We start from the raw sequence: 24,391 nt of genomic DNA, 5'->3' as shown, positions 1-24,391 counted from the left end.
GTGATCGCGAACGCGGGCGAAGCCCGGGTGAAGCGGGTCACGACCATTGAAGGAGGAGTGATCGCGAACGCGGGCGAAGCCCGGGTGAAGCGGGTCACGACCGTTGAAGTAGGAGTGATCGCGAACGCGGGCGAAGCCCGGGTGAAGCGGGTCACGACCATCGAAGGAGTCTGACGTGTACGACATGCCTACCGAAATCGATGTCCAGGCCGACGGCGCGCTGCGCATCATCACCCTCAACCGGCCGGAGTCGCTCAACTCGGTCAACGACAACCTGCACGTCGGGCTCGCGCGGCTGTGGCAGCGGTTGACCGACGACCCCACCGCCCGCGCCGCGGTCATCACCGGCGCCGGCAGGGCATTCTCGGCCGGCGGCGATTTCACCTACCTGGAAGAGCTGGCGAACGACGCCGAGCTGCGCGCGAAGACCATCCGGGACGGGCGCGAGATCGTGCTGGGCATGGCACGGTGCCGAATTCCCGTGGTGGCGGCCGTCAATGGCCCCGCCGTCGGGCTGGGCTGCAGCCTGGTCGCGCTCAGCGACATCGTGTACATCGCCGAGGACGCCTATCTGGCCGACCCGCACGTGCAGGTGGGGCTGGTGGCCGCCGACGGCGGCCCGCTGACCTGGCCGCTGCACATCAGCCTGCTGCTGGCCAAGGAGTTCGCGCTGACCGGAACCCGCATCAAGGCGCCGCGCGCCGTCGAACTCGGACTGGCCAACCACGTGGTGGCCGACCCGGTCTCGGAGGCGATCGCCTGTGCGAAAAAGATTCTGGAACTGCCCCAGCAGGCGGTGGAGAGCACCAAGCGGGTGCTCAACATCCACCTGGAGCGCGCCGTGCTGGCCAGCCTGGACTACGCGCTGTCGGCCGAGAGCCAGTCCTTTGTCACCGAGGACTTCCGGGCCAACGTCGCGAAATTCAACGCGGCCAAGAAAAACTGAGGCTGTCGGCCCGCGGTGGCCTCAGGCGTCGTGGCGGCGCAGGAAGTCACGCATCACCGCGTCGAACTTGTCCGGCTCTTCGATGAACGGCATGTGGGCGCTGGACTCGAACAGCTCGAACCGGGAGCCCGCTATGCGCTGGTGCATCGCAAACATGTGTTCCGGCACGCATTCGTCGTAGCGGCCCGCGAGCAGCATTGTGGGCGAGGAGATTTCGGGCAGGCGCTCGAACACGTCCCAATCCCGGATCGTCCCGACGATGTGAAAATCGCTGGGGCCGAACATCGTCTCGAAGATTTCCGCACCCATGCCTCTGAACGCGTCCTCGAGCTCACGTGGCCAGGGTCGCACCCGGCACAGGTAGGTTTCGTTCCAGGTGCGTATCGCGGCCTGGTATTCGGGCGCATAGGTGGTGCCGGCGGCTTCATGCCGGTCGATGGCCGCCTGGGTGGCCGGATCCAGCTCGGACTTCAAGCGCGCCACCATCTTCGCGAACTCCGGAATGGACGCGATGCTGTTCGAGACGGTGAGGCTGGCGACGCCCGAGGGGGTCGCGTCGAGCATGTACTGCTGGGCCAACATCCCACCCCAGGAATTGCCGAAAAGATGGAAACGGTCCAGCCCCAGGGCCCGCACCACGGCGTCCACCTCGGCCACCGAGCGATCCATCGTCCAAAGCTTGTGGTTTGGCGGGCATTTGGATTTCCCGCAACCCAGCTGATCCCAGAAGATGACTTCGCGTTGCGTGGCCAAGCGCCCCAGCGACCGCAGGTAGCCGTGCGGTAGGCCGGGGCCGCCGTGTATGACGAGCAGCGGCAGACCCGCGCCGCCTCCGGTCCGTTCGAACCACACTTCGCCGCCCGGGACCGCGATCCTTCCCTCAGCCATTTATCCACCATCGCAGACCTGCGCGCTTTCCGCAGGGCCACCGCTCACGCCGGCGGGCGCATCGGTGTAAGCCTGCTGTGCTGTATGAGCGGCGCGGCGTCCCTGGCAGGATCATCACCGTGGCAGCCAGCACGGCCGAGACCCACAGGAGGAACGGCAATGACCAGCGTCGCAAACCCGATTCCACCGCAAGACTTTTCGGGAATCGTCGGGCACCGCTTTATCTACACCTACGCCAACGGATGGCAGTACGAGATGTACGTCAAGAACGCCACCACAATCGACTACCGCATCCACTCCGGGCATGTCGGTGGCCGCTGGGTCAAGGGCCAGGAGGTCAACCTCGTCCAGCTCGACGACGACAGTTTCAAGATCTCCTGGACCGAACCCACCGGAACCTGTGTGGCGGTCAACGTTCTGCCGTCCAAGCGGCGCATCCACGGCGTCATCTTCTTCCCCCAGTGGATCCGCGTGCACGGCGAGCGCACTGTCTGTTACCAGAACGAACACCTTGATGAGATGCGGGCCTACCGAGACCAAGGCCCGACCTACCCGATCTACGAAGTCCCCGAATTCGCCTACATCACCCTGTTCGAATACGTCGGAACCGACGACGAGACCGTCATCGACACCGGCCCCGACCGCCTCCCGCCGGGATGGTCCGACCGCACCAACTGACCGGACTTCGGCCGCTTGTTGCAACGCGTACTCTCGTGTTGAGAGAATAGTATTCTCGTGATTGCGCGGGTGGCTTTCACCGCCGCGCACCCACCGGCCGAACTGGAGAAGACCCGTGCCTGAAGCCGTCATCGTGTCCGCCCTGCGCACCCCCATCGGCACGGCCCGCAAGGGGACCCTGCGCGACACCAGCGCGTTCGATCTGGCGCACCACGTCGTCACCGAAGCGGCAGCGGATCTCGACCCGGCGCAGGTCGACGACGTGATCCTGGGCGAAGGCCTCTACGGCGGCGGTGTGCTGGCGCGCCACGCGGCCCTCACCGCGGGCCTGACCCAGGTGCCCGGCTTGGCCAACAATCGCCACTGCGCGGCGGGCCAGGCGGCCGTGCAGAGCGCGGCGGCGAGCGTGCGCGCGGGAATGGACCAACTCGTCATCGCCGGCGGCGTGAACTCGGCATCCACGTCGCCGCGGTCCCGGATGCAGGTGGACGGCGACTGGGTCGACTGGTTCCCGCCGACCCACCCGGACCGCCCCGACGCGCCCAACATGGACATGTCGATCACCGTCGGCTGGAACGCCGCCGTCAAGGCCGGCGTGACCCGCGAGGAGATGGACGCCTGGGCGCTGCGCTCGCACCGCAACGCCATCGCCGCCATCGACGAAGGCCGCTTCAAAGAGGAGATCGTCCCCATCGACACCCCACACGGGTTGTTCTCGGTCGACGAACACCCGCGACGCGACACCAGCATGGAGAAGCTGGCCGCGCTCAAGCCGCTGCACCCCGAAATCGAGGGCTTTTCCATCACCGCGGGCAACGCCTGCGGCGCCAACGACGGAGCCGCGGCGTTGACGATCGCCAGCGACCGACTCGGGCTGCCGGCGCTGGCCACCATCCGGTCCTGGGCGTCGGTCGGCGTCGACCCGGCGATCACCGGTTTGGCGCCGGTCGAGGCGATCCCGAAAGCTCTTGGCCGCGCTGGCCTTTCGGTCGCAGACGTGAACCTGTTTGAAATCAACGAGGCCTTCGCGGCGATGTGCGTGGCCACCATCAAGCTCCCCGACCTTGACCCCGAAAAGGTCAACGTCAGCGGCAGCGGCTGCTCGCTGGGGCATCCCGTCGCGGCGACCGGAGCCCGGATGCTCGTCACCCTGGTGCACGAATTGCGCCGCCGCGGCGGCGGGATCGGCGTCGCGGCGATGTGCGCGGGCGGCGGGATGGGCTCGGCGACGGTGATCGAGGTCGCGGCTCCATAATGCGTACATGATCATCGCTGAGCTGATCGACCGCGCGCGCAACGGATCTCCCCGCGCGGCGGGACGGCTGCTCAGCCTCGTCGAGGGGGAGCAGCGCGACGAGGTCCTGGCGGCGATCGGGCCCGCGCCCGAGCGCATGGGGCCCGTCATCGGCATCACCGGGCCGCCGGGCGCGGGCAAGTCGACGACGGTCGCCGCCCTGGTCGGCGCCTACCGCGCGCGGGGTTGCCGGGTGGCGGTGCTGGCCGTGGACCCGTCGTCCCCGTTCAGCGGCGGCGCGCTCCTGGGGGATCGCATTCGAATGGCCGCGCATATCAACGACTCCGACGTCCTTATCCGCTCGGTGGCGACCCGGGGCCATCTCGGCGGGCTGGCGGCCGCGGTTCCGGCGGCCATCCGCCTGGTGGGGGCGATCGGCTACGACGTCGTCCTGCTCGAGACCGTCGGGGTGGGGCAGTCCGAGATCGAGATCGCCGCCGTCGCCGACCCGACCGTCGTCATTCTCAATCCCGGTGCGGGCGACGCCGTCCAGGCCGCCAAGGCCGGGGTGCTGGAGGTCGCCGACATCGTGGCGGTCAACAAGGCGGACCGGGACGGCGCCAAGCAGACGGTCCGAGACCTTCGGGCCGAGACCAGCGCCCCGATCGTGTCGTTGATCGCCGCCAAGGGCGAGGGCATCGACGAGCTCATGGGCGTCATCGAGGACCACCGCCGCACCGACAGCCGCGCCCGCCGGCTGGCCCGCGCCCGTGCACAGATCCTGTCGCTGGCCCAGACCCGGCTGCGGACCCAACCTGACCTCGACCGGCTCGCCGAGGCCGTCGTCGACGGCGATCAGGACCCCTACACGGCGGCCGACCGGCTGCTCGCGCCGCGCACACCTCAGGCGGACTGACGACCCGTTTGTCCCCCAATCGGGGGAACGGGCATTCATCACCTTTGCGGACCGATCGGCGGAGGTATGCCGCGCGCGACCGTCCTACGTTGAGCGTCGAGCAGATCGCTTGAGACGGAGGAGGTCCGGCACATGACTCACACAGCTGCGCTGCCGACAGTGTCTGGGCACGACGACCGGCTGGAGCCGTATCGCCGGATGTGGGTCTTGCGGCTGCTCGACATGGCGCTGGAAGAGGCACGCGGCGACGGCCTGGTCGACGAGGCCGTGCGGATGGAATTCGGGCAAGAGGCGGTGGCCGTCGGCACGGCTGCGGCGCTTCGCCCCGGTGACATCGTCAATGCCACCGCGCCGCATATCCGGCACGCCCAGCACGTCGGCCTGGCCCTGCCACTGGGTCCGGTCATCGCCGAGACGATCGGCAAAGCCCGCGGCGCGTCGCGCAAAACCGGCGCTGCCGATTGGAAGCAAGCGCTGGCCAACGAAAGCGTTCTGGGGCAGTCGACCCTGTTCGCCCTCGGCGACGCCAACGCGCAGCGGATGACCGGCGAAGGCAAGGTCACGCTGTGTGTCGTCGGCGGTCGTGACGCGCACTCCGTCGAATTCACCACGGCCGCAAAGATCGCCGTGACCTGGCGGCTGCCGGTGGTGTTCGTCGTGGAGAACATCCGTGGCGGGCCCGATGCGCGCCGCCGCGCTTATGAGACCGACGGGATGCCCATGCTGTCGGTCGACGGGAGGGACGTCGCCGCCGTGAGCGCCTCGGTCGCCGAAGCGGTGCAACGGGCGAGTGCCGGCGGTGGGCCCACCCTCGTCGAGGCGATCACCTACCGGACCAATCACCCCGTGGCGATGGATCCGCTGGTGTTTGCGCGACGGCAGCTGATTGCCGAGGGCGTCGACGCCGACCGGCTCTACGAGGTGGAACGCGGCGCCCGCCACCTGGTGGCCGAGGCGATCGCGTCCGCAAAAGCGTTGGTGGGGGCCGAGGCTGAGCGGGCGCCAAACCCCTGGTCGGCGGCTAGTTGAGCAGACCTTGTCGCATCGCCTCGGCGACCGCGGCCGCGCGATCGCTGACGCCGAGCTTCTCGTAGAGGCGCTGCACATGCGTTTTGACCGTCGACGGGGCCACGTAGAGCTCGCCCGCGATCGTCGGGATGCTTTGACCGCGCGCGATTCGGTTGAGCACCTCGCGCTCTCGCGCACTCAGCACGGGCGCCGACGGTTCCGCGCGCTGGCGGATTTCTGCGGCGAGGCCGCCGACGAGTGCGGGGGCCACGACGTCGCGGCCCTGCGCGCAGTCGAGGACGGCTTTGACGATCTCGCCGCGCGTCGAGTCCTTCAGCACGAACCCGGCGGCCCCCTGCTGCAGCGCCTGATACACGATCGCCGACTCGTCGTGCGCCGAGATCAGCAACACTCGGGTGGCCAAACCCTGGGTTCGCACTGCCGCCGCCACTTGCGCGCCGTCCATGCCCGGCATCCGGTAGTCGAGCAGCGCGACGTCGGGTTCGTGCACCTTGATCAATTCCAGTGCCGCAGAGCCGTCTTCCGCCTCGGCGACGACGTTGACCGAGCCGCTCGACGACAGTGCGCGCACCACGCCCTCACGAAAGAGCGGATGGTCATCGGCGACGACCACCCGCACCGTTTCGGGGGCAGTCGCGCCAACCATGGCCGACAGTGTAGCGGTTTGCCAAGCAACGGCGTTCGCCTTTTCTGTGTCGGCCGATGAGTCATTTTTCAGTTTGCCCCGAGGCGGCGTGCCTCGATGAGTACGGTGATCGGGTGGCAGGGGCCGGTGACGCGGAACTGGAACGGGTGCGCACGATTCATCAATTGCGCTCGTATCGAATCGGCTCGGTGCTTCGGATCGGTGTCGTGGGACTGATGGTCGCGGCCATGATCATCGGCACCGACCGGCACGAGTGGCCGCAAGAAAGCGTGCTGATCGTCCTGTACGCCTGCGTCGCGGCCTGCGCCGCGGCGTTGGCCTTCGCGCCTTTCCGGCGATGGATCGGGATGGGCCGATTGGTCGCGATTGGGCGACTGGAGCCGTTCGCGTTCACCGTCATCGACATCGTCGCACTGACGGTCTTTCAGCTGCTGTCCACCGACGGGGTCTACCCGCTGCTGATCATGGCCATGTTGCCGGTCCTGCTGGGGCTCGATGTCTCTTCGCGCCGCGCGGCGGTGGTGCTCATCTTCTCCATGCTCGGGTTCGCGATCGCCGTGCTGCAAGACCCGGTGATGACGAGCGCGGTCCGATTGCCGGAGGCGGGATTTCGGTTCCTGCTCTATGCGTTCCTGTGCTGCGCGGCCTTCCTGGTGGTGCGGATCGAGGAGCGGCATACGCGCTCGGTGGCCGGGCTGAGCGCCTTACGGGAGGAACTGCTTGCCCAGACGATGACCGCCTCGGACGAGGCGGCGCGCCGGATCTCGGAGTTCATTCACGACGGACCGCTGCAAGACATCCTGGCGGTGCGCCAAGAGCTGGACGAACTGGATACCGCATTCCCGGGCGATGAGCGCATCGTGCGGGCATCGGCCGGACTGCAGCAGGCCTCGGAACGACTGCGGCAGGCCACGTTTGAGCTCCATCCGGCGGTTCTCGAGCAGGTCGGGCTCGGCGCCGCGGTCCAGCAGCTTGCGGAGTTCACCGCCGAGCGCTCGGGCATCGAGATCGCCACGGACATCGACTATTCGGCGCGCAATGCCATCGATCCCGTGGTGTTCGCGATGGTGCGTGAGTTGCTGTCCAACGTCGTGCGACATTCCGCGGCGCGCAACGCGTCGGTCAGGCTCGGGATCACCGATGGGACCTGCGTTTTGCATGTGGTCGACGACGGCGTCGGGTTCAGCCCCGAGACCGTCACGCATCGCCTGGGGGAGGGGCACATCGGCCTGGCGTCACACCGCGCCAGGGTGGAGGCCGCCGGGGGAGCAACGGTCTTTTTCGATGTCCCGGTGGGCACGCACGTCTGCGTCGAAGTGCCGCTGAAGGACTGACGGCGCTCGCACCGTCCGGTGGACCCGCTTCGTCGGTCACACCAGTCACCCGGGCACCAGTTTGGTTGGCATGAAGTGTGTTTGGCTTGCGCTATCGCCGGCGCTAGCACCGACGAGGCTCCCCTATTGATCCTTAGCCGCAATCGCTGATGAGCAGGCGGTAGCCGGCGTCGAGCTGTTGTTGTTCAAGGAGTTCCGCGTGTCGTCGTTGCCATCGTCTCGAGCGCAGGTCGGCTGCGAGCCGGCCCAGCCCGTCGGCCAAGGCGCCTTCATCGGCGTAGGCCAGCATCGAGATGCCGGCGCGGACGGTGGCGTCGAGGTAGGCCTCGGGCCGGCGCCAAAAGGCGGCGCCGAATCCGTCGGTGCAGTCATGCGGTATCGGTACGGTGTGCACCTGCGCGCCGCCCAGCAGCTCCACCAGTCGTTCAATCGGTACGTACAGCGCCTTATTGATGCGAGCGGCGTCGGGCAGATACTCACGCAGCAACCAGAAGTCGTCGATCACTGCTTGATCCCAGGTGAATATCACGATTCGGTGGCGGCTGACCCGGCGCAGCTCGGCGATCCCGGCGGAGAGATCGCCCCAATGATGCACGGTCAACAACGCCATTGCGGCGTCAACGCACTTGTCCCGCAGGGGCAATGCCTCCGCCACGGCCTGGACACACTGCGCCGAGCCGGGAGGGCGCTGGGCGATCATCACCATGCTGGGCTCGATCGCGGCGACGGTCTGGCCCGGCTCGTATGAACCGGTTCCCGCCCCGACGTTGACGACGGTGCCCATCGTGGCGAGCGCGTCGCGCACCTGCGAAGCGATCCGCGGGTCGGGCCGGCGGGTGCTGCGATAGGTAGCACCGATCCGGTCGTAGGCCACCATCAGCTCAGAATGACGCAGGTCGGACCAATTGTGCCAGCATCATTGTGAGTTACGTTCGAATCTCGTACCAAAAAGGATTGGTGTGTAGCGAGGCAAGCTGCCACGCTGGGAGGGCCTTCGAACGAAAGAGCCCCAATGACCGAGCCGTTAAGCATTACGGTGGTTGGCGACTTCGACAGTTCCTATGGTCCTCATATCGCGACCAACAGGGCGATAAGCCACTCAGCGACATTGCTGGGTCTGCACGCCTCGATTACATGGCTGGCAACCGAATCGCTGGAAGCCGACCTCCGGCCGATCGTTGCCGCCGATGCGCTGTGGTGTGCTCCCGGTAGTCCATACCGCAGTTTGCGCGGAGCCCTTGCTGCTTTACGTTTTGGGCGCGAAAACCATGTGCCAACGTTGGGTACCTGTGGCGGATACCAGCACATCGTTCTTGAATTTGCCCGCAATGTCCTCGGCTTCAAAGATGCGGAGCACGCCGAATACGATCCGTACGGATCGGTGTTGTTCATCTCTTCATTGACGTGTTCCCTGGCGGGCCGAACCATGCCGGTCAACCTCCAGCCTGGATCACTGGCTGCGCAGTGCTATGGGAAGCGACGGATTTATGAAAATTACTATTGCAACTTCGGATTGAATGAAACCTATCGACCAGCGCTGGAAGCAGCCGGATTGCGCGTCACCGGAGTCGACGACCACGAGGAAGCTCGCGTCCTGGAGTTAGCGGACCACCCGTACTACATCGCCACGTTGTTCGTTCCGCAGAGTCGCTCCACCGTCGAGGAACCTCATCCGCTCGTGACACAACTGTTGTCCGCGGCCGCCCGTAAACGCGCCGCGCAGCATGGTCAGCGACGAGCTGGGCTACGACGAGCGATCCCCCAGTAACGCCGAGCGTGGGGCTTGTGAACGAACCCGCGGCGGCTTTCGTACCTAGAGCCCACTTTCGGCGCCAAAACGCTATTTAAGGTCGACGGACTTTCCGGTCGCGGCCGCGTGACCCGCACGGTAGCCGAAAACCATTGCCGGACCCAGTGTTCCGCCCGCGCCCCCGTAGGCTCGCCCGGTCACTCCGCCCATCGCGTTGCCGGCGGCGAAAAGCCCCGGTATCGGCTCGCCACCGACGTGCAGGACGCGGGCGTCGTGATCGGTGCGCGGGCCACCCTTGGTGCCCATCGCACCGATGCTCACCGGCACCGCGTAGTACGGGGCGGTGTCGATCGGTCCCAGCGTCTTGCCGGCCTGCGTCGTCGCGCTGTCGTCACCCCAGTAGCCGTCGTAGGCGCTGGAACCACGCCCGAAGTCGGGGTCTTCCCCGTCGGCCACGTGACGGTTCCAGCTCTCGACGGTGCGGGCCAGGCCGCCCGGATCGATACCGGTCTTGGCGGCCAGCTCGGCGAGGTCCGCCGACTCGCAGAACCATTCCGGGACGGACTGTCCCGGCTCGACGCCGAGAAATCCGTAGCGCTGTAGGTGAACCGAATCGAACACCATCCATCCGCGATCGTTGACGTACCCGCCGCGAGGATCCAGGTAATGGAAGGCGCCGGCCATCGAGTTGTAGTCGCAGGCCTCGTTGACGAAGCGCTGCCCCGCGGAGTTGACGATGATGCTGCGCGGTCGCGTTCGTTCCAGACGCACGCTGCGGCTGCGTGGCTTGCCCTCGATGGTGTCGCCCGGGATCTGGACGATCGGCACCCACCACGCCTCGCCCATGTTGGCCAGGTCGGCGCCGTGGGCCATCGCCATGCGCAGCCCGTCGCCGGTGTTGTTGGGTGGCGAGACCGCCCCGTGCATGGGGCCGCGCAGAAAGGCTTGTGCCAGAGCGGGATCCCACTCGAAGCCGCCGGTGCCCAGGATGACACCGCGCCGGGCGCGGACGCTGATCGTGCGCTCCGGCAGGGCGACGCGCACGCCGGTCACCTCTGACCCCTCGGTGATGAGTTCCTCGGCCCTCGCGTTGGTGTGGGGGGTCACCCCGGCGTCCAGCAGACCCTTCAGCAGCCCCGCGATCAGCGCGGTGCCCGCGACGCACAGGTGGCCAGTGCGTTCGTCGATCGCCGCGTGCAGGCGTGCCCTGGTCTCGGCATCGAAACCCACGTTGGACCAGTCGGCCGGGAAAGACGTGATCTGCGTTGCCCATTCGCCCAGTTGGGCCAGATCGAACGGGGCGGCGCTCAGCGATCGGCCGCCTGTCGGTTGTCCGCCCGGCAACTCCGGCCGATAGTCGGGGAAGCCCGTCGCGATCTCGAACTGCAAGCCGCTGTGCGCCTCGATGAAGTCGAGCATCGCCGGGCCAGTGCGCACAAACGTCTCGACCAGCTCGTCGTCCATCGAGCCGAGCGACTGGGCGCGCAGATATTTGAGCGCGTCGGCGGGCGTCAATTCGCCGTCGGGAGAACGGTTATGGGCGGGGATCCACACGATGCCGCCCGACACGGCGGTGGTCCCGCCGACCGTCGCGGCCTTTTCGTAAACCTCCACCGATGCGCCCGCCACGACCGCGGTCAGCGCGGCGGTGAGCCCCGCGCCGCCACTGCCGAGCACGACGACATCGACTTCGTGATCCCATGGCATGGACTGCTATCCCTTCAGTTCAGTGGCTAGCTCAGTAGCTCCGACAGTTGCTTGGCGGCCTTGACGACCGCGTCTTTTCCGCGCATCACCACGTCTTCTCGGTGCGAGATGAGGTTGATGCACGTCGGTGGGGACGGCGCCGGGCGGCGCACCCCCACGGCCAGGCCGTAGGTATTCGGTTCGATCTCTCCGTAGGTCGTCACCCAGCCGCGCTCGCGCGCCCGCGAGACCAGCTCCCGTTCCCCCGGACGCGGAGGCATGCACGCGAGCAAGGCGATCCCAGCGGCGCCGCGGTCGAGCGCGTATCGGCTGCCCTCGTGAAAGGAGAGCTGGTAGGCGACGTGGCTGGGCACGATGACCGCGATCGCCACCTGCTGGTCGCCCTCGGCGATGAGCAGCGAGACCGTCGTGCCGAGATCGTCGGCCAGCGCGCGCAAGGTCGGCAGACTCAGTTGACGCACGTTGCGGTCGAACGACGCGCCGAGCACGGCGAGGCCGGCCGCGGGGCGGTAGCGCCCGTCTTCACCCTTGGCCACCAGCCGAAACTCGGCCAGGGTCGTCAGCAACCGGTAGGCGATCGTGCGGTGTACCCCGACCTGATCGGCGAGCTGCTGCACCGTGAGCCCGGTGGGGGAGTCGGCCACCATCTGCAGCGCGGTGAGACCCCTGGCCAGGGTTTGCGACCCGGTACCGGAACCCGTCACAGCCTTGACAGACCTTCCCGCGAGAGCGAAGCTCTATATATAACGCACATCAGTGTGCGATATTAGCACACGATGTACGTCGAAAACGAGAGATTTCCCCGATCTGGAGGCCGGACAGGACCGTGGCGGAGTTCGAGAGCATATGGAGCGATCTCCAGGGCGTCGCGTTTGAGCAGGGCTACCTCGACGCCGGAGGAATAAGAACCCGCTACCTACGGGCCGGGGACCCGGGCAAGCCGGTGCTGGTGCTGTTGCACGGATCCGGCGGTCACGCCGAGGCTTACGTGCGCAACCTGGCCGCCCACGCGGATCATTTCTGGACCTGGTCGATCGACATGCTGGGCCACGGCTACACCGACAAGCCGGGCCACCCGCTGGAGGTCCACCACTATGTCGAGCACCTGATGGCCGTGCTGCGCACCATCGGTGTGGATCGCGCGTGCATCAGCGGCGAATCCCTCGGCGGGTGGGTGGCCGCGCGCGCCGCCGTCGACCACCCCGACGTGGTCGATCGCCTTGTGCTCAACACCGCCGGCGGCTCGCAGGCCGACCCAGCCGTGATGCAGCGGATCATCACCCTGTCCATGGCGGCCGCCGAGGATCCCACCTGGGAAACGGTGCAGGCGCGAATCAAATGGTTGATGGCCGACAAGTCCCAGGACTATGACGACCTGGTCGCCAGCCGCCAACGCGTCTATCGCCAACCGGGATTCGTCTCCGCCATGCGCGACATCATGGCGTTGCAGGATCCCGAGATTCGGGCACGCAACATCCTCGGGCCGGCCGAGTACGGCTCGATCATCGCCCCGACGCTGGTGCTCTGGACCAGTGACGATCCGACCGCCGATGTCACCGAAGGCCGGCGCATCGCGACGATGATCCCGGGCGCGCGCTTCGAGGTGATGCCCGGCTGCGGTCACTGGCCGCAGTATGAGGACGCCAAGACCTTCAACCGCCTGCATCTCGATTTCCTGCTGGGTCGCTGATGTCGGCTCCGGGGCAAGAGACACCTGACACCGAGACCGACGTCCTCGTCGTCGGCGCGGGCCCGGTCGGTCTGACTCTGGCCAATATCCTTGGCCTGCAAGGGATCCGCACGATGGTGGTCGAAGAGCGGGACACCCTCATCGACTACCCGCGGGGGGTGGGACTCGACGACGAGGCGTTGCGCACGTTCCAGTCGATCGGGCTTGCCGACCGGGTGCTGCCGCATACGGTGCCCAACCAGATCCTGCGCTTCATGGATGCCAAGCGCCGCGTACTCGCCGAAATGGCCCCGCCCGACGCGCGTTTCGGTTGGCCGAAGAGAAATGGGTTCGTACAACCGCTCGTCGATGCCGAGCTGCTGGCCGGCCTGGACCGATTCGAACACGTCGAGGTTCGGTGGGGCAGCCCGATGGCCGGCTGCCAGGAAGACGCTGACGGCGTCACCGTCGAGCTCGGCGGCGGAGCCGAAAACAACGGCGACACAATGCGACTGCGGGCGCGGTACGTCGTCGGCTGCGACGGCGGCCGCAGTATGACCCGCCGCGTGATGGGGGTGTCGTTCGACGGGACGACGTCCTCGACGCGGTGGCTGGTGGTCGACATCGCCAACGACCCGCTCGGGCATCCGAACAGCGAGGTCGGCGCCGACCCCGAGCGCCCCTACGCCTCGATCTCGATCGCCCACGGTATTCGCCGCTTCGAGTTCATGATTCACGCCGACGAGACCGACGAACAGGCCGAAGACCCGGCCTTCCTGCAGCAGATGTTGGCCCGGATGGTGCCCCACCCCGACCGGGTCGACGTGATCCGGCGCCGGGTCTACACGCACCACTCGCGGATCGCCGGCGCGTTCCGCCAGGGTCGGCTGCTGCTGGCCGGCGACGCCGCGCACCTGATGCCGGTGTGGCAGGGGCAGGGCTACAACAGCGGGATTCGCGACGCGGCGAACCTGGGTTGGAAGCTGGCCGCGGTGGTGAGCGGCCGCGCCGACGATAAGCTGCTGGACACCTACGACGTGGAGCGCCGCAAGCACGCGCGCGCGATGATCGACCTGTCCACCATGGTGGGCCGCGTGATCTCACCGACCAACCGGCGGGTGGCCGGCGCGCGTGACCTGCTCGTGCGGTCGGCGTCAATCGTTCCGTCGCTCAAGCGATATGTATTGGAAATGCGCTTCAAGCCGATGCCGCGCTATGAACACGGGGCGGTCGTACACGCCGCGCCCGGCCGCGCCGATTCGCCGGTCGGGACGCTGTTCATCCAGCCCCGGGTCGACACCCGAGACCGACAAGATGTGCTGCTCGACGACGTGCTCGGCACTTGGTTCGCCGTGGTGTGCTGGAACAACAACCCCCGCAAACTCCTCGGCGAGGCCGCATTCGCAAGCTGGAAAGCCTTGGGCGCGCGCTTCTTTGCCCTGCGGCCGGTGACGCAGTTGCACTGGACCGGCCACGACGATCCCGACGTCGTGGTCGTCGGTGATCGGCGCGGTGACCTCAAAGCGTGGTTCGACACCCACTCGGATTCGGTGCTGTTCCTGCGGCCCGACCGATGCATCGCGGGCGCGTGCATCGCTCAGCGCACACCCGACCTGAGCGCCGCGCTCCTTGACGTGCTGACCCTGACGCCGCAAGGGGGTGATTTGCAAAGTGGCACTGGCTCTGTGCTGTATGTCGCACAGCCCGCTCCTGAGTCTTCCGGGGCCGTCGCGGGACCTGCTTGACGATATCGAGGGCGCGATCGCCCAAGCGCGAGGGTTCGTCGAGGATTTCGATCCCGAACTCGTCGTCACCTTTTCCCCGGATCACTACAACGGGTTCTTCTACAAGGTGATGCCGCCGTTCTGTATCGGCATGAGCGCCACCGGAGTCGGGGACTACGGCACCCACGCGGGCCCGCTGGACGTCCCGGAGGACCTCGCCGGCGACTGCGCGAAGGCCATCCTTGACGCTGGTGTCGACATCGCCGTATCGGCCAGCATGGACGTGGATCACGGCACGGTCCAGCCACTCGAAAAGCTGTTCGGCGAGGCCACTTCTCGTCCTGTGATCCCGATCTTCGTGAACGCGATCGGAGTGCCGCTGGGCCCGATGCACCGTTGCCGAGCGCTCGGAGCCGCCGTCGGCGCCTATCTCGCCACCCTGGACAAGCGCGTCCTGGTCCTGGGCTCCGGCGGGCTCTCCCACAGTCCGCCCGTGCCGACGCTGGCGACCGCGGGCCCGCCCGTGCTGGAGCGCATCGTGCACGGGCGGCCGATGACCTCCGAGCAGCGCCAGGCGCGGCAGGCGGCGGTCATCGACGCGGCCAAGAGCTTCGCCGCCGGCGGCAGTGACCTGCAGCCCCTCAACCCCACGTGGGATCACCGATTCCTGGAGATCATCGACGGCGGATGGCTCAGTGAACTCGATCAGTGGTCGAACTCGTTCGTGGCCCACGAGGGCGGCAGCTCCGCGCAAGAGATCCGCACGTGGGTAGCGGCGTTCGCGGCGCTGGAGGCCGCGGGACCCTACGAAACCACGGGACGCTACTACAAACCCGCCCCCGAGCTGATCGCCGGTTTCGCCATCAGAACGGCACTTCCGAAATGACGGACGCAGTGGACGATTTCGATCACGTTGTCGACGTACTCATCGTCGGGTCAGGCGGGGGAGGCATGACGGCCGCCCTGACCGCCCAGGCCGCCGGGCTCGACGCCTTGGTGGTCGAAAAGTCCTCCCATTTCGGGGGTTCGACGGCGTTGTCCGGCGGCGGTATCTGGGTTCCTGGAGCGCCCGCGCAGCGCCGCGAGGGCTACGCCCCCGAAGCCGAGGGCGTGGTCGGGTACCTCAAGCAGATCACCGACGGCCTGGTCAGCGAGGCGCGGATACGGCAATACGTCGAGACTGCGCCGCAGATGCTCCAATTCCTGGAACAACTGTCCGAGTGGTTCGAATTCGTCTGGAAGCCCGGGTATGCCGACTATTACCCGGAGCTGCCCGGGGGCTCCGAACTCGGTAGCACCATCAACGTGCCGCCCATCGACCTGCGCAAGTTGGGCGAGGACGAGCAGCAGCTGCTCCAGCCGCTGGCGCTGGCGCCCAAGGGGATCTGGTTGGGCCCCAAGGAATTGCGCACCTTCTACCGCATCCGTCAGTCCTGGGCCGGCAAGGGCGTGTTGCTCAAGCTGATCGCGCGGATGGTCAGGGCCAGGGTGTTCGGCGAACGGATGGCCGCGATCGGGCAGTCGCTGGCGGCCCGCCTCAGGCTGGCGCTGCGGGAGCGCGGTATCCCGCTGTGGTTGAACTCCCCGATGGTCGAGTTGCTCACCGACGCCGACGGAGCGGTGACCGGGGCGGTGGTGGAAACCGGCGGCAAGTCCCGGCGGATCGGGGCGCGGCTGGGTGTGATCCTGGCGTCCGGCGGGTTCGACCACGATCTCGCCTGGCGCAAGGAGCTGCTACCCGAGGTGGACCAGGACTGGAGTTTCGGCAACCCGGCGGCGATGGGCGACGGTATCCGCGCAGCGCAAAAGGTCGGCGCGGCCACGGACCTGCTCGACGAAGCCTGGTGGTTCCCGGCGATCCAATGGCCGGACGGCCGCATGCAATTCATGCTCAACGAACGGATGATGCCCGCGCAGTTCATCGTCAACGGCGCCGGCAAACGGTTCATCAACGAAGCGGCCCCGTACATGGATTTCGGCCACGCCATGATCGAGGGCCAGAGATCCGGCGTCACGCACATCCCGTGCTGGCTGATCACCGACCACCGGTCGTTCAACCGCTACGTCGTCGGGGGACACCTGCCGATACCGAAGATCCCGTTCGCGCCCGTGCCGACCGGCCGCAAGGTTCCGCCGGCCTGGCTGGAATCGGGCGTGGTGAAGGAGGCGATGACGTGGGAGGAAATGGCGACCAAGATCGGCGTGCCCGCGGGCCAGCTGGCCGAAACCGCCAGCCGCTTCAACGAACTGGCCCGCAACGGCCACGACGACGACTTCAACCGCGGCGACAGCGTGTACGACAACTACTACGGCGATCACACGTTGCCCAACCCGAACTTGTATCCGCTGGGCGATCCGCCGTACTACGCGTTCCGGATCGTCCTCGGGGACCTCGGGACGTCGGGCGGGCTGCGCACCGACGAGCACGCCCGCGTCCTGCGAACCGACGACACCGTGGTACCGGGCCTCTACGCGGTGGGCAACGCCTCCGCACCGGTGATGGGCCGCAGCTATGCCGGTGCCGGTGCGACCATCGGCCCAGCAATGACCTTCGGCTTTGTCGCGGCGAAACACGTTGCGGCACAGGCAGCCAATCAAGCCGTTAATACTCATAGGAGGTAACAATGAAAATCTCGCTGTTCTACGAATTCGCCCTGCCGCGGCCCTGGGCGCCCGACGACGAGCACATCATGATGCAGGACTGCCTCGACGAGGTCGAGGCCGCCGACAAGGCGGGCTTCTCCACCGTGTGGCTGACCGAGCATCACTTCCTCGAGGAGTACTGCCATTCGACGGCGCCGGAGATCTTCCTGGCCGCGGCCAGCCAGCGCACCAAGAACATTCGCCTCGGCTTCGGCATCATGCACCTGCCGCCCGTGGTCAACCACCCCGCCCGCGTCGCCGAACGCATCGCCACGCTCGACCTGCTCTCCAACGGCCGCGTCGAGTTCGGCACCGGCGAATCGTCGTCGGTCGGTGAGCTGGGCGGATTCAACATCGACCCCGCCGACAAACGGGCCCAGTGGGAGGAGGCCCTCGAGGTCTCGATCCGCTGCATGATCGAGGAGCCGTTCACCGGTTTCAACGGCGAGCACGTCCAGATGCCGGCCCGCAACGTCGTGCCCAAGCCGCTGCAAAAGCCGCATCCGCCGGTCTGGGTCGCCTGCACACGGCCTGCCAGCGTGCAGATGGCGGCCCAAAAGGCCATCGGCGCTTTGAGTTTCGCCTACACCGGCCCCGGGCCGCTGACCGAGCGAGTCAATGGCTACTACAAGGAATTCGAAGAGAACGGCGTCCCCGTGACTCCGCGCATCAACCCGAACATCCTCGCGATCGGCGGCGACCTGTCGATGATGGTGGCCAAGACCGACGAGCAGGCGCTGCAGCGACTCGGTCAGGGCGGCGGGTTCTTCTCGTTCGGCATCATGCACTACTACATGACCGGAGTGCACACGCCCGGGCGGACCGGAGTGTGGCAGCGGTATCTCGAAGAGGTCGAAAAGGATCCGACGCTGGCCTACGGGCCGGGCCGGGGCGCAATCGGGTCGCCCGCCACGGTGCGCGAATTCCTGCGCGGCTACGAAGAGAGCGGCGTCGACGAGATCATCCTGCTGCTCAACCCGCGCAGCCACGAGGGCACCATGGAATCCATCGAGCTGATGGGCAAAGAGGTGCTCCCCGAATTCATCGAGCGCGACGCGAAAGCCGTGGCGGAAAAGGCGAAGCGGCTCGAGCCTGTCATCGAGAAGGTGGAGGCGCGCCGGCCGAAATCGACCGCACCACAGTTCGATGAGGATTACTCGTTTGGTGGACTGCCCACCGGCCGCGGCGGTAAGTTCACCGCCAGCGAGATCCCCGAAGCCATGGCGGAGATCAACGAAGGCCGTGTGCAGGCGGCGCAACGGGCGAAGGACCAGCAGAAGTAGAGCCGGAGTTCTACCAGGATTTCGAGGCGAGCCTTGGGAGAGATCGACGAGCTGTGGCGCTACGACGGCCGCCGCGCGGTGGTGACCGGATGCGCCTCGGGTATCGGGGAATACGTGGTGCGTCAGCTCACCGATCTGGGGGCCGACGTCGTCGGGCTGGATAAGCGCCGGCCCGACTTCGGGATCGGCGGTTTCCACGAGATCGACCTGGCCGATCCCGCGTCGATCGATCGCGCGGTGGCATCCATCGACGGGCCAGTCGACGCGCTGTTCAACATCGCCGGGGTCTCCTCGGGTGTGGGCAACCCGCCGTTGATCGTCACGATCAACTTCTTGGGGTTACGCCATCTCACCGAGGCGCTCGTCCCGAAGATGACCGCGGGATCGTCCATCGTCAGCGTGTCCTCGCTCGCGGCGGCCGCCTATCGTGAGCACCTGCGCGAGGTGGCGCCGTTGCTCGACACGGCGACCATGCAGGAGGGGATCGACTGGTGCGATCGACATCGCGAAGCGCTGGGCAACGGCTACCAACTGTCCAAGGAAGCCATCATCCTGTACACCATGCGCAGCGCCACGCCGCTGGGCGGCAGGGGGATCCGTATCAACTGCACCGGGCCGGGGGTCACCGAGACACCGATCCTGGACCAGCTTCGTACGGCATACGGGCAGGGCTTCCTCGACGACATCCCCAAGCCGCTGGGACGCGTGTCCGAACCGGCGGAGCAGGCGGCGGTGCTGCTCTTCCTGAATAGCCGTGCGGCCAGTTATATTTCGGGTGAGGTTGTGTGGGTAGACGGCGGAAACGTGGGCGCCGCGATAGCTCGTGAACTCGAGGAAGGGCGTGCTTCGTGGCCAGTGTGACCGACTTTCGCCGGGCTGCGCGCGATGTCAGCAACTGGGGCCGCTGGGGTGACGACGACGAGGTCGGCACGCTGAACTTCATCACCGAGGAAAAGATCGCCCAGGCCGCAAGCCTGGTCCGGCGCGGCAGGGTCTTTCCACTCGGCGTGGACTTCGGTGCGTCAGGACCGCAGGGCGCCTTCGAATATCGGCACAACCCGGTCCATATCATGACCATCGATGGCGGAGACGCGAAGACGCTGGCCCGGTACGGACCGGGGTGGGCGAGCAACCCAATAGCCCAACAGCTCAGCAGTTACCTGGGTGATGACAATCCGTTCCGCTTCAACGACGACCTGATCATCATGCCGCTACAGGCGGCAAGTCAGTGGGACGCGCTGTCGCACGTCTACTACGACGAGCAGCTCTACAACGGCTTCCGAGCGGATTCGGTGACCAGCATGGGCGCCGTGCATTGCGGAATCGACAAGGTCGACGGCAAGGGCATTACTTCGCGAGGCGTGCTGCTGGATATGGTCCGCCACCGGAATGCGGAAGTCTTTCTCGAGCAGGGGAATCCGATCACACCCGAAGAATTAGACGATGCCGCTCGCGCGCAGGGCGTGCGGATCGAACGCGGTGACATCGTGCTGATCCGGACCGGCTGGTGGACGAGGTTCGCGCAGACCGGGGACAAGACCGAACCCTTCTCCGGACTGGACTGGAGTTGCGCCTCGTGGCTGCACGACCACGAAATCGCCGCGGTCGCGGCGGACAACCTCCAGGTCGAGGACCTGGTCTCGGGAGTAGAGGGAGTGTTCCTGCCCCTGCATCTGCTCTGCCTGCGCGACATGGGAATGATGTTCGGCGAGTACTGGGATCTCACCGCGCTGGCCGAGGACTGCGCCGCCGACGGCGTCTACGAATTCCAGCTCATCGCCCCGCCGCTGAGAGTCGTTGGGGCAGTGGGATCACCGGTCAACCCGATCGCGATCAAATGATGGAATTTCAGCGCAAAACCATGGCGGTGGACGGCCTTTCCACCGGTTACCTGGAAGCCGGCGAGGGCGAGCCGGTGGTGCTCCTGCACGGCGGTGAGTTCGGCGCGAGTGCCGAACTCGGTTGGGAACGCAACATTTCCGCGCTCGCCGCACGCTACCGGGTGCTGGCCCCGGACATCTTGGGGTACGGAAGTTCGGCCAAGGTGATCGACTTCGTCGACGGGCGCGGCATGCGGATCCGGCACGTCGCCCGGTTTTGCGAATTGCTCGGCGTCGGCTCGGCGCACTTCGTCGGCAATTCGATGGGCGCCATCAACCTGCTCACCGACAGCACGTCGGAGACGCCGCTGCTGCCGGTCCGGAGCCTGGTGATCATCTGCGGCGGCGGCGAAATCCAGCAGAACCAGCATTTCGAGGCGCTGCAGAACTATGACGCCACGTTGCCGGCCATGCGCCGCATCGTCGAAGCCCTGTTTTCCGACCCCGCCTATGCCGACGACGAGGACTACGTGCGGCGCCGTCACGAGTCGAGCACCGCGCCGGGGGCATGGGAGGCCATCGCCGCGGCCAGGTTCCGCCGCCCCGGCGCCACGCCGTCCTCCGCCCCGTCCAGCGCGCGGGCCTACGAACGCATCGGCGTGCCAACGCTTGTCGTCGAGGGCGGCGACGACAAGCTCCTGCCCAGCGGCTGGGCGGCCCAGATCGCCAAGCAGATCGACGGAGCCCGTTCGGTGGTGGTCGACGACGCCGGGCACTGCCCGCAGATCGAGCAATCGTCGGTGGTCAACCGGTTGCTGACCGAATTCTTGGGCAGCCTCTGAATCGTCAGAAGACGTAGTCCAGGCGCGTCTCCATCCCGGCGACCTGGTGATAGGTGTTGTGGCAGTGCATCAGCCACGTGCCGGGGTTATCGGCAACGAGAACGGCGGCGAGCTTCTGTTTGGGCAGCACGATGACGGTGTCCTTGCGGGCGCCCGGGCTGCCGTCGGGCTTGATCACCTGGAACGTGTGCCCGTGCAGGTGAATCGGGTGATACATCGTCGTGGTGTTGTCGAAGGTGATGGTGGGCCGCTGGCCCTGTTGCACGCGCAGCGGGCTCGTCTTGCCGAAGGGCTGCCCGTTGATCGTCCAGTTGTACTGCATCATGTTGCCGCCCAGCACGACCGGGAGATTGAGGTTCGGGTCGGGGCGCCCAAGGTTGACCGGTGTTGTGGCGGTGAACATTTCGACGGTGCCCACGCGCTTGGTGAGTTCGCCGGGCTGCAGTTGCGGGTCGGGCGCGCTGCCCGCCCCCGTGGCCAGCAATGCCCGCGCCAGAGCGTTTTTGCCCTCCGCGACGGCGACCAGTGGGAAGACACCGTCCGCGGCGCTCACCAGGACGTCGTAGCGTTCGGCCATGCCGATGAGCAGGGCGTCGACCGCAGCGGGCACCACGGGGTAGCCGTCGGTGTGGGTCACCGTCATCGAATGGCCGGCCAGCGCGACCCGGAAGGTGGTGTCGGAGGCGGCGTTGATGAAGCGGATCCGAATCCGCTGGCCAGGCTTCGCGTTGAACGTCATGGGGGAGGCGGGAATTCGGCCGTTGATCAGGTAGTGGGGGTAGGTGATGTCTCCGGCGTCGCCACCGAGGAGGTCGCTGCTGCCGGCACTTCCCGCCGTGGGCCCGGGCCCGCCGGGCGCCGGGCTCGTCGAAGTCGTCGGGCTGGTCTCGCTCGTACTCGCTTCGCTCGCCGGCGTGGTGGTCGGGGTCGTCTCGGATGTGGCGGGCATGGGCGACTTGTTCGGGTTGCTCAGATCGCCGTAGAGCTGCTGGGGGCTCTTGCCGACGCCGTCGGTCCAATCGTCGAGGACGACAATCCATTCGGCGTCGTAATTGCCCTCGGTCGGGTCGTCGACGATGACCGGCAGGTACAGCCCGGTGTCCTCGTCCAGGCCGGTGTGCGGATGTGCCCAGTAGGTGCCCGAGTTGGGCACGGAGAACCGGTAAGTGAAGTCGTGGCCGGCCGCGATGTTGGGCGTGGCGGGCTCGGCGCCGTCCATGTCGTTGCGCACGGCGATACCGTGCCAATGCACCGACGTCGGATGATCGAGCCGGTTTTTCACCGTCACCACGACTTGGTCACCGATGCTGGCGCGGAGCACCGGACCGGGGATGGAATCGCCGAAGGCCAGCGTGCGGACGACCGGTCCGCCCAGGTCGATCTGCACCTGCTGGGACGTGAGGGTGGCGGTGACGGTCCGGCCGCTGTGCGGCCGGGCGGCCTCGGCCGCATCGACGGCGGCGGCCATCCGGGCACTGCCCGACGGCTCGGGTTTGGTTTGGCTGCACGCCGTCAGCGCCAACCCGCCGGCGATGCCCGCGGCCATGAAACCGCGCCTGGTGAGCCGGGTTCGGTCGAAGGTTACGTCGCTGGTGGGTTGCCCGGGCAATGAATGCTCCTCGTCGTTGCGCAACTACCCACCGTAGAGCGAACGCCGGCGAAAAGTCCGCAACAACTCGACGTTGACCGCCGCGGCGGTCAAACCGCGGCGCCGCCGCCGTCGACGTGCAGGGTCGAGCCGGTGATGAAGCTGGAGCGAGGGGAGCTCAGGAAGAGCACCGCTTCGGCGATCTCGGACGGGAAGGCGGTGCGCCCCAGTGGCAGGGCCCGCCCGAGCTCCTCGTTGACGTCGCCCCATTCCGCCGCCACCCCGGGGGTGCGGGTGGGCCCCGGCGCCACGCTGTTCACCCGCACCCCGGCCCCTCCGAATTCGGCGGCCCAGGTGCGGGTGAGCGATTCCACCGCGGCCTTGGAGGCGCTGTAGCCCGACGCACCGGGAATTCCCTTGAAGGCGGCCATGGTCGTGATGTTGACGATGCTGCCGCGGCCGCGGTTGAGCATTCCCGGGACCAGGCCGGCAACCAGGAAGTACGCGCCGCGCACGTTGGTGTCGAACATCGTCTCGAACGCCGACATCCCCTGCTCCACCGTCAATGCCGACGGAAAGCTGCCGGCGTTGTTGACGATGATGTCGACCTCACCGCACTGCTGCACAAGCGAATTCACCGAATCGATATCGGCCATGTCGGTCTGGATGAACCGTGCCTTCGGGCCGATGACCTCCACCGCGTGCGCTCCCCTGGCCGGATCGCGGCCCGAGACGATGACGGTGGCGCCTTCGCTGGCGAACAGCCGAGCCGATTCCAGTCCAATGCCCGCCGTCCCGCCGGTGATCACCGCGGTGTGGTCCATCAGCTCCATCGGACCGCCTCCTCCAGCCGTTACTCGGCGTTGCTGGGCGCCTGCGAGGCCAGCCAGTCGCCGAACCGGGTGGGGTAGATGGTCACTTCTTCGCCCTCGACGGGAACGATCATGCGCTCGTCGAGGACCGCGCCGTAATACTGCGCATCCGGGTCGGTCACCACGCGGCGGGCATCGCCGGTCGCGGCGAACCGGGTCCGGATGAAGTCGTCCATGCCCTGCTTTTCGGGTCCGGCGATGTTGATCACCCCGTTGACCGGCTCACCGATCGCGGCGCGGGCGACGGCCGTGGCCACATCCGCGGCGGCGATCGGCTGGAACGCCCCATGCGGCGCCCGGACCGTGTCACCCTCGGTCATCGAATCCGCAATGCCCGCAACGAATTCGAAGAACTGAGTGGCCCGCACGATGGTGTAGGGGGCTCCGGATTCCACGATCACCTTTTCCTGAGCGATCTTGGCCCGCATGTAGCCGCTTGCGGCCGCGCGGTCGGCTCCCACGATCGAGAGCGCGACGTGGTGCTGCACGCCCGCGGCCCGCTCCGCCTCGAGGAGGTTGCGGGTGGAGGTGGTGAAGAAGTTCAGCACGTCGTCATCTGCCCACGACGGCGAGTTGGAGACGTCCACCACCGCCTGGACACCGGCGACGGCCTCGGCGACCCCCTCACCGGTCACGGTGTTGACGCCCGTGCTCGGTGACGCCGGGACGGCTTCGTGTCCCTGCTCGGTGAGCAGGGTGACAACCTGTGATCCGATCAACCCACTGCCACCGATTACCAAAACCTTCATGACTACGCCTTTCACGCTTCCCGACGAACTGGCCTCTTCAGCATGGCCCGCGCGCTGGTCCGGGGGAACCCTG

General features: G+C 67.0%; 24 protein-coding genes. 16 read left to right on the top strand and 8 right to left on the bottom strand.

Features of this window, described 5'->3' with window-relative positions; all coding sequences use genetic code 11:
• Entirely contained in the window at positions 1–174 is a 174-nt protein-coding gene (locus QGN30_RS24075; RefSeq protein WP_248923488.1) for a hypothetical protein, read from the top strand.
• A gap of 1 nt (position 175) precedes the next feature.
• Positions 176–946, top strand: a complete 771-nt coding sequence (locus QGN30_RS24070) for an enoyl-CoA hydratase/isomerase family protein (protein ID WP_008253578.1) — start codon at positions 176–178, stop codon at positions 944–946.
• A 21-nt stretch (positions 947–967) separates the two neighbouring features.
• Here QGN30_RS24070 and QGN30_RS24065 read toward each other — a convergent pair whose 3' ends face one another.
• Entirely contained in the window at positions 968–1,834 is an 867-nt protein-coding gene (locus tag QGN30_RS24065) for a proline iminopeptidase-family hydrolase (RefSeq protein WP_248923489.1), read from the bottom strand.
• 159 nt (positions 1,835–1,993) lie between these two features.
• Between QGN30_RS24065 and QGN30_RS24060 the strand changes: the two genes are divergently transcribed.
• From QGN30_RS24060 to QGN30_RS24045, 4 genes are all read left to right on the top strand, one after another.
• Positions 1,994–2,512 (top strand): phenolic acid decarboxylase, encoded by a 519-nt coding sequence (locus tag QGN30_RS24060; protein ID WP_014941289.1) that lies wholly within the window; start codon positions 1,994–1,996, stop codon positions 2,510–2,512.
• Between the two features lie 115 nt (positions 2,513–2,627).
• A complete protein-coding gene (locus QGN30_RS24055; RefSeq protein ID WP_248923490.1) occupies positions 2,628–3,767 on the top strand; it encodes a thiolase family protein in 1,140 nt (379 codons plus the stop codon).
• 7 nt (positions 3,768–3,774) lie between these two features.
• A complete protein-coding gene (meaB, locus tag QGN30_RS24050) occupies positions 3,775–4,662 on the top strand; it encodes a methylmalonyl Co-A mutase-associated GTPase MeaB (protein WP_014941290.1) in 888 nt (295 codons plus the stop codon).
• Between the two features lie 132 nt (positions 4,663–4,794).
• Positions 4,795–5,691, top strand: a complete 897-nt coding sequence (locus QGN30_RS24045; protein WP_198420688.1) for a thiamine pyrophosphate-dependent enzyme — start codon at positions 4,795–4,797, stop codon at positions 5,689–5,691.
• Here the strand turns inward: QGN30_RS24045 and QGN30_RS24040 are convergent.
• Positions 5,684–6,337: a response regulator gene (locus QGN30_RS24040; protein WP_009954400.1), complete on the bottom strand. Its 654-nt coding sequence runs from the start codon at positions 6,335–6,337 to the stop codon at positions 5,684–5,686. The genes QGN30_RS24045 and QGN30_RS24040 overlap by 8 nt on opposite strands.
• Positions 6,338–6,450: 113 nt before the next feature.
• Between QGN30_RS24040 and QGN30_RS24035 the strand changes: the two genes are divergently transcribed.
• Entirely contained in the window at positions 6,451–7,671 is a 1,221-nt protein-coding gene (locus QGN30_RS24035; protein ID WP_014379142.1) for a sensor histidine kinase, read from the top strand.
• Between the two features lie 133 nt (positions 7,672–7,804).
• On the opposite strand, the gene QGN30_RS24030 is transcribed toward QGN30_RS24035, so the two are convergent.
• Positions 7,805–8,548 (bottom strand): class I SAM-dependent methyltransferase, encoded by a 744-nt coding sequence (locus QGN30_RS24030; RefSeq protein WP_014379143.1) that lies wholly within the window; start codon positions 8,546–8,548, stop codon positions 7,805–7,807.
• Between the two features lie 135 nt (positions 8,549–8,683).
• On the opposite strand from QGN30_RS24030, the gene QGN30_RS24025 reads away from it, so the two are divergent.
• The gene (locus QGN30_RS24025; protein ID WP_014710968.1) at positions 8,684–9,439 is read left to right on the top strand and encodes a CTP synthase C-terminal region-related (seleno)protein; all 756 of its coding nucleotides are present in this window, start codon (positions 8,684–8,686) and stop codon (positions 9,437–9,439) included.
• 72 nt (positions 9,440–9,511) lie between these two features.
• Here QGN30_RS24025 and QGN30_RS24020 read toward each other — a convergent pair whose 3' ends face one another.
• Positions 9,512–11,128, bottom strand: a complete 1,617-nt coding sequence (locus QGN30_RS24020; protein ID WP_326565850.1) for an FAD-dependent oxidoreductase — start codon at positions 11,126–11,128, stop codon at positions 9,512–9,514.
• Positions 11,129–11,154: 26 nt separating this feature from the next.
• Positions 11,155–11,832: an IclR family transcriptional regulator gene (locus QGN30_RS24015; protein WP_067165535.1), complete on the bottom strand. Its 678-nt coding sequence runs from the start codon at positions 11,830–11,832 to the stop codon at positions 11,155–11,157.
• 122 nt (positions 11,833–11,954) lie between these two features.
• Here QGN30_RS24015 and QGN30_RS24010 point away from each other — a divergent pair, with 122 nt between their 5' ends.
• The 8 genes from QGN30_RS24010 to QGN30_RS23975 are packed head-to-tail and all read left to right on the top strand — an operon-like array spanning position 11,955 to position 21,109.
• Entirely contained in the window at positions 11,955–12,818 is an 864-nt protein-coding gene (locus QGN30_RS24010) for an alpha/beta fold hydrolase (protein ID WP_067165532.1), read from the top strand.
• Positions 12,818–14,542 (top strand): bifunctional 3-(3-hydroxy-phenyl)propionate/3-hydroxycinnamic acid hydroxylase, encoded by a 1,725-nt coding sequence (locus QGN30_RS24005; RefSeq protein WP_083014908.1) that lies wholly within the window; start codon positions 12,818–12,820, stop codon positions 14,540–14,542. Before QGN30_RS24010 ends, QGN30_RS24005 begins: the two co-directional genes overlap by 1 nt.
• Positions 14,490–15,407, top strand: a complete 918-nt coding sequence (locus tag QGN30_RS24000) for a 3-carboxyethylcatechol 2,3-dioxygenase (protein WP_067165525.1) — start codon at positions 14,490–14,492, stop codon at positions 15,405–15,407. The genes QGN30_RS24005 and QGN30_RS24000 overlap by 53 nt, the downstream gene beginning before the upstream one ends.
• Before the next feature lie 8 nt (positions 15,408–15,415).
• Complete coding sequence (locus QGN30_RS23995; RefSeq protein ID WP_326567431.1) at positions 15,416–17,143, top strand: FAD-binding protein; 1,728 nt, start codon at positions 15,416–15,418, stop codon at positions 17,141–17,143.
• Between the two features lie 2 nt (positions 17,144–17,145).
• Positions 17,146–18,447, top strand: coding sequence for an LLM class flavin-dependent oxidoreductase (locus QGN30_RS23990; RefSeq protein ID WP_067165517.1), 1,302 nt, complete (start codon positions 17,146–17,148; stop codon positions 18,445–18,447).
• 33 nt (positions 18,448–18,480) lie between these two features.
• A complete protein-coding gene (locus QGN30_RS23985) occupies positions 18,481–19,308 on the top strand; it encodes a coniferyl-alcohol dehydrogenase (RefSeq protein ID WP_326565841.1) in 828 nt (275 codons plus the stop codon).
• Positions 19,296–20,288 carry a cyclase family protein gene (locus QGN30_RS23980; protein WP_248923493.1) on the top strand — a complete coding sequence of 331 codons (993 nt, stop codon included), beginning with the start codon at positions 19,296–19,298 and terminating at the stop codon, positions 20,286–20,288. Before QGN30_RS23985 ends, QGN30_RS23980 begins: the two co-directional genes overlap by 13 nt.
• The gene (locus tag QGN30_RS23975) at positions 20,288–21,109 is read left to right on the top strand and encodes an alpha/beta fold hydrolase (protein ID WP_248923656.1); all 822 of its coding nucleotides are present in this window, start codon (positions 20,288–20,290) and stop codon (positions 21,107–21,109) included. Before QGN30_RS23980 ends, QGN30_RS23975 begins: the two co-directional genes overlap by 1 nt.
• Positions 21,110–21,113: 4 nt before the next feature.
• Here the strand turns inward: QGN30_RS23975 and QGN30_RS23970 are convergent, their stop codons facing one another.
• From QGN30_RS23970 to QGN30_RS23960, 3 genes are all read right to left on the bottom strand, one after another.
• Complete coding sequence (locus tag QGN30_RS23970) at positions 21,114–22,655, bottom strand: multicopper oxidase family protein (RefSeq protein WP_225330811.1); 1,542 nt, start codon at positions 22,653–22,655, stop codon at positions 21,114–21,116.
• Positions 22,656–22,807: 152 nt separating this feature from the next.
• Entirely contained in the window at positions 22,808–23,530 is a 723-nt protein-coding gene (locus QGN30_RS23965) for an SDR family NAD(P)-dependent oxidoreductase (RefSeq protein WP_008253618.1), read from the bottom strand.
• Positions 23,531–23,550: 20 nt separating this feature from the next.
• Complete coding sequence (locus tag QGN30_RS23960) at positions 23,551–24,318, bottom strand: SDR family oxidoreductase (RefSeq protein ID WP_026071471.1); 768 nt, start codon at positions 24,316–24,318, stop codon at positions 23,551–23,553.
• Positions 24,319–24,391 lie beyond the last annotated feature (73 nt).

Source organism: Mycobacterium sp. 3-98, assembly GCF_035918355.1.
Lineage (GTDB): Bacteria > Actinomycetota > Actinomycetes > Mycobacteriales > Mycobacteriaceae > Mycobacterium > Mycobacterium intracellulare.
The sequence above is the reverse complement of the archived record's forward strand: the minus strand, read 5'-3'. Positions and strand labels throughout refer to the sequence as shown.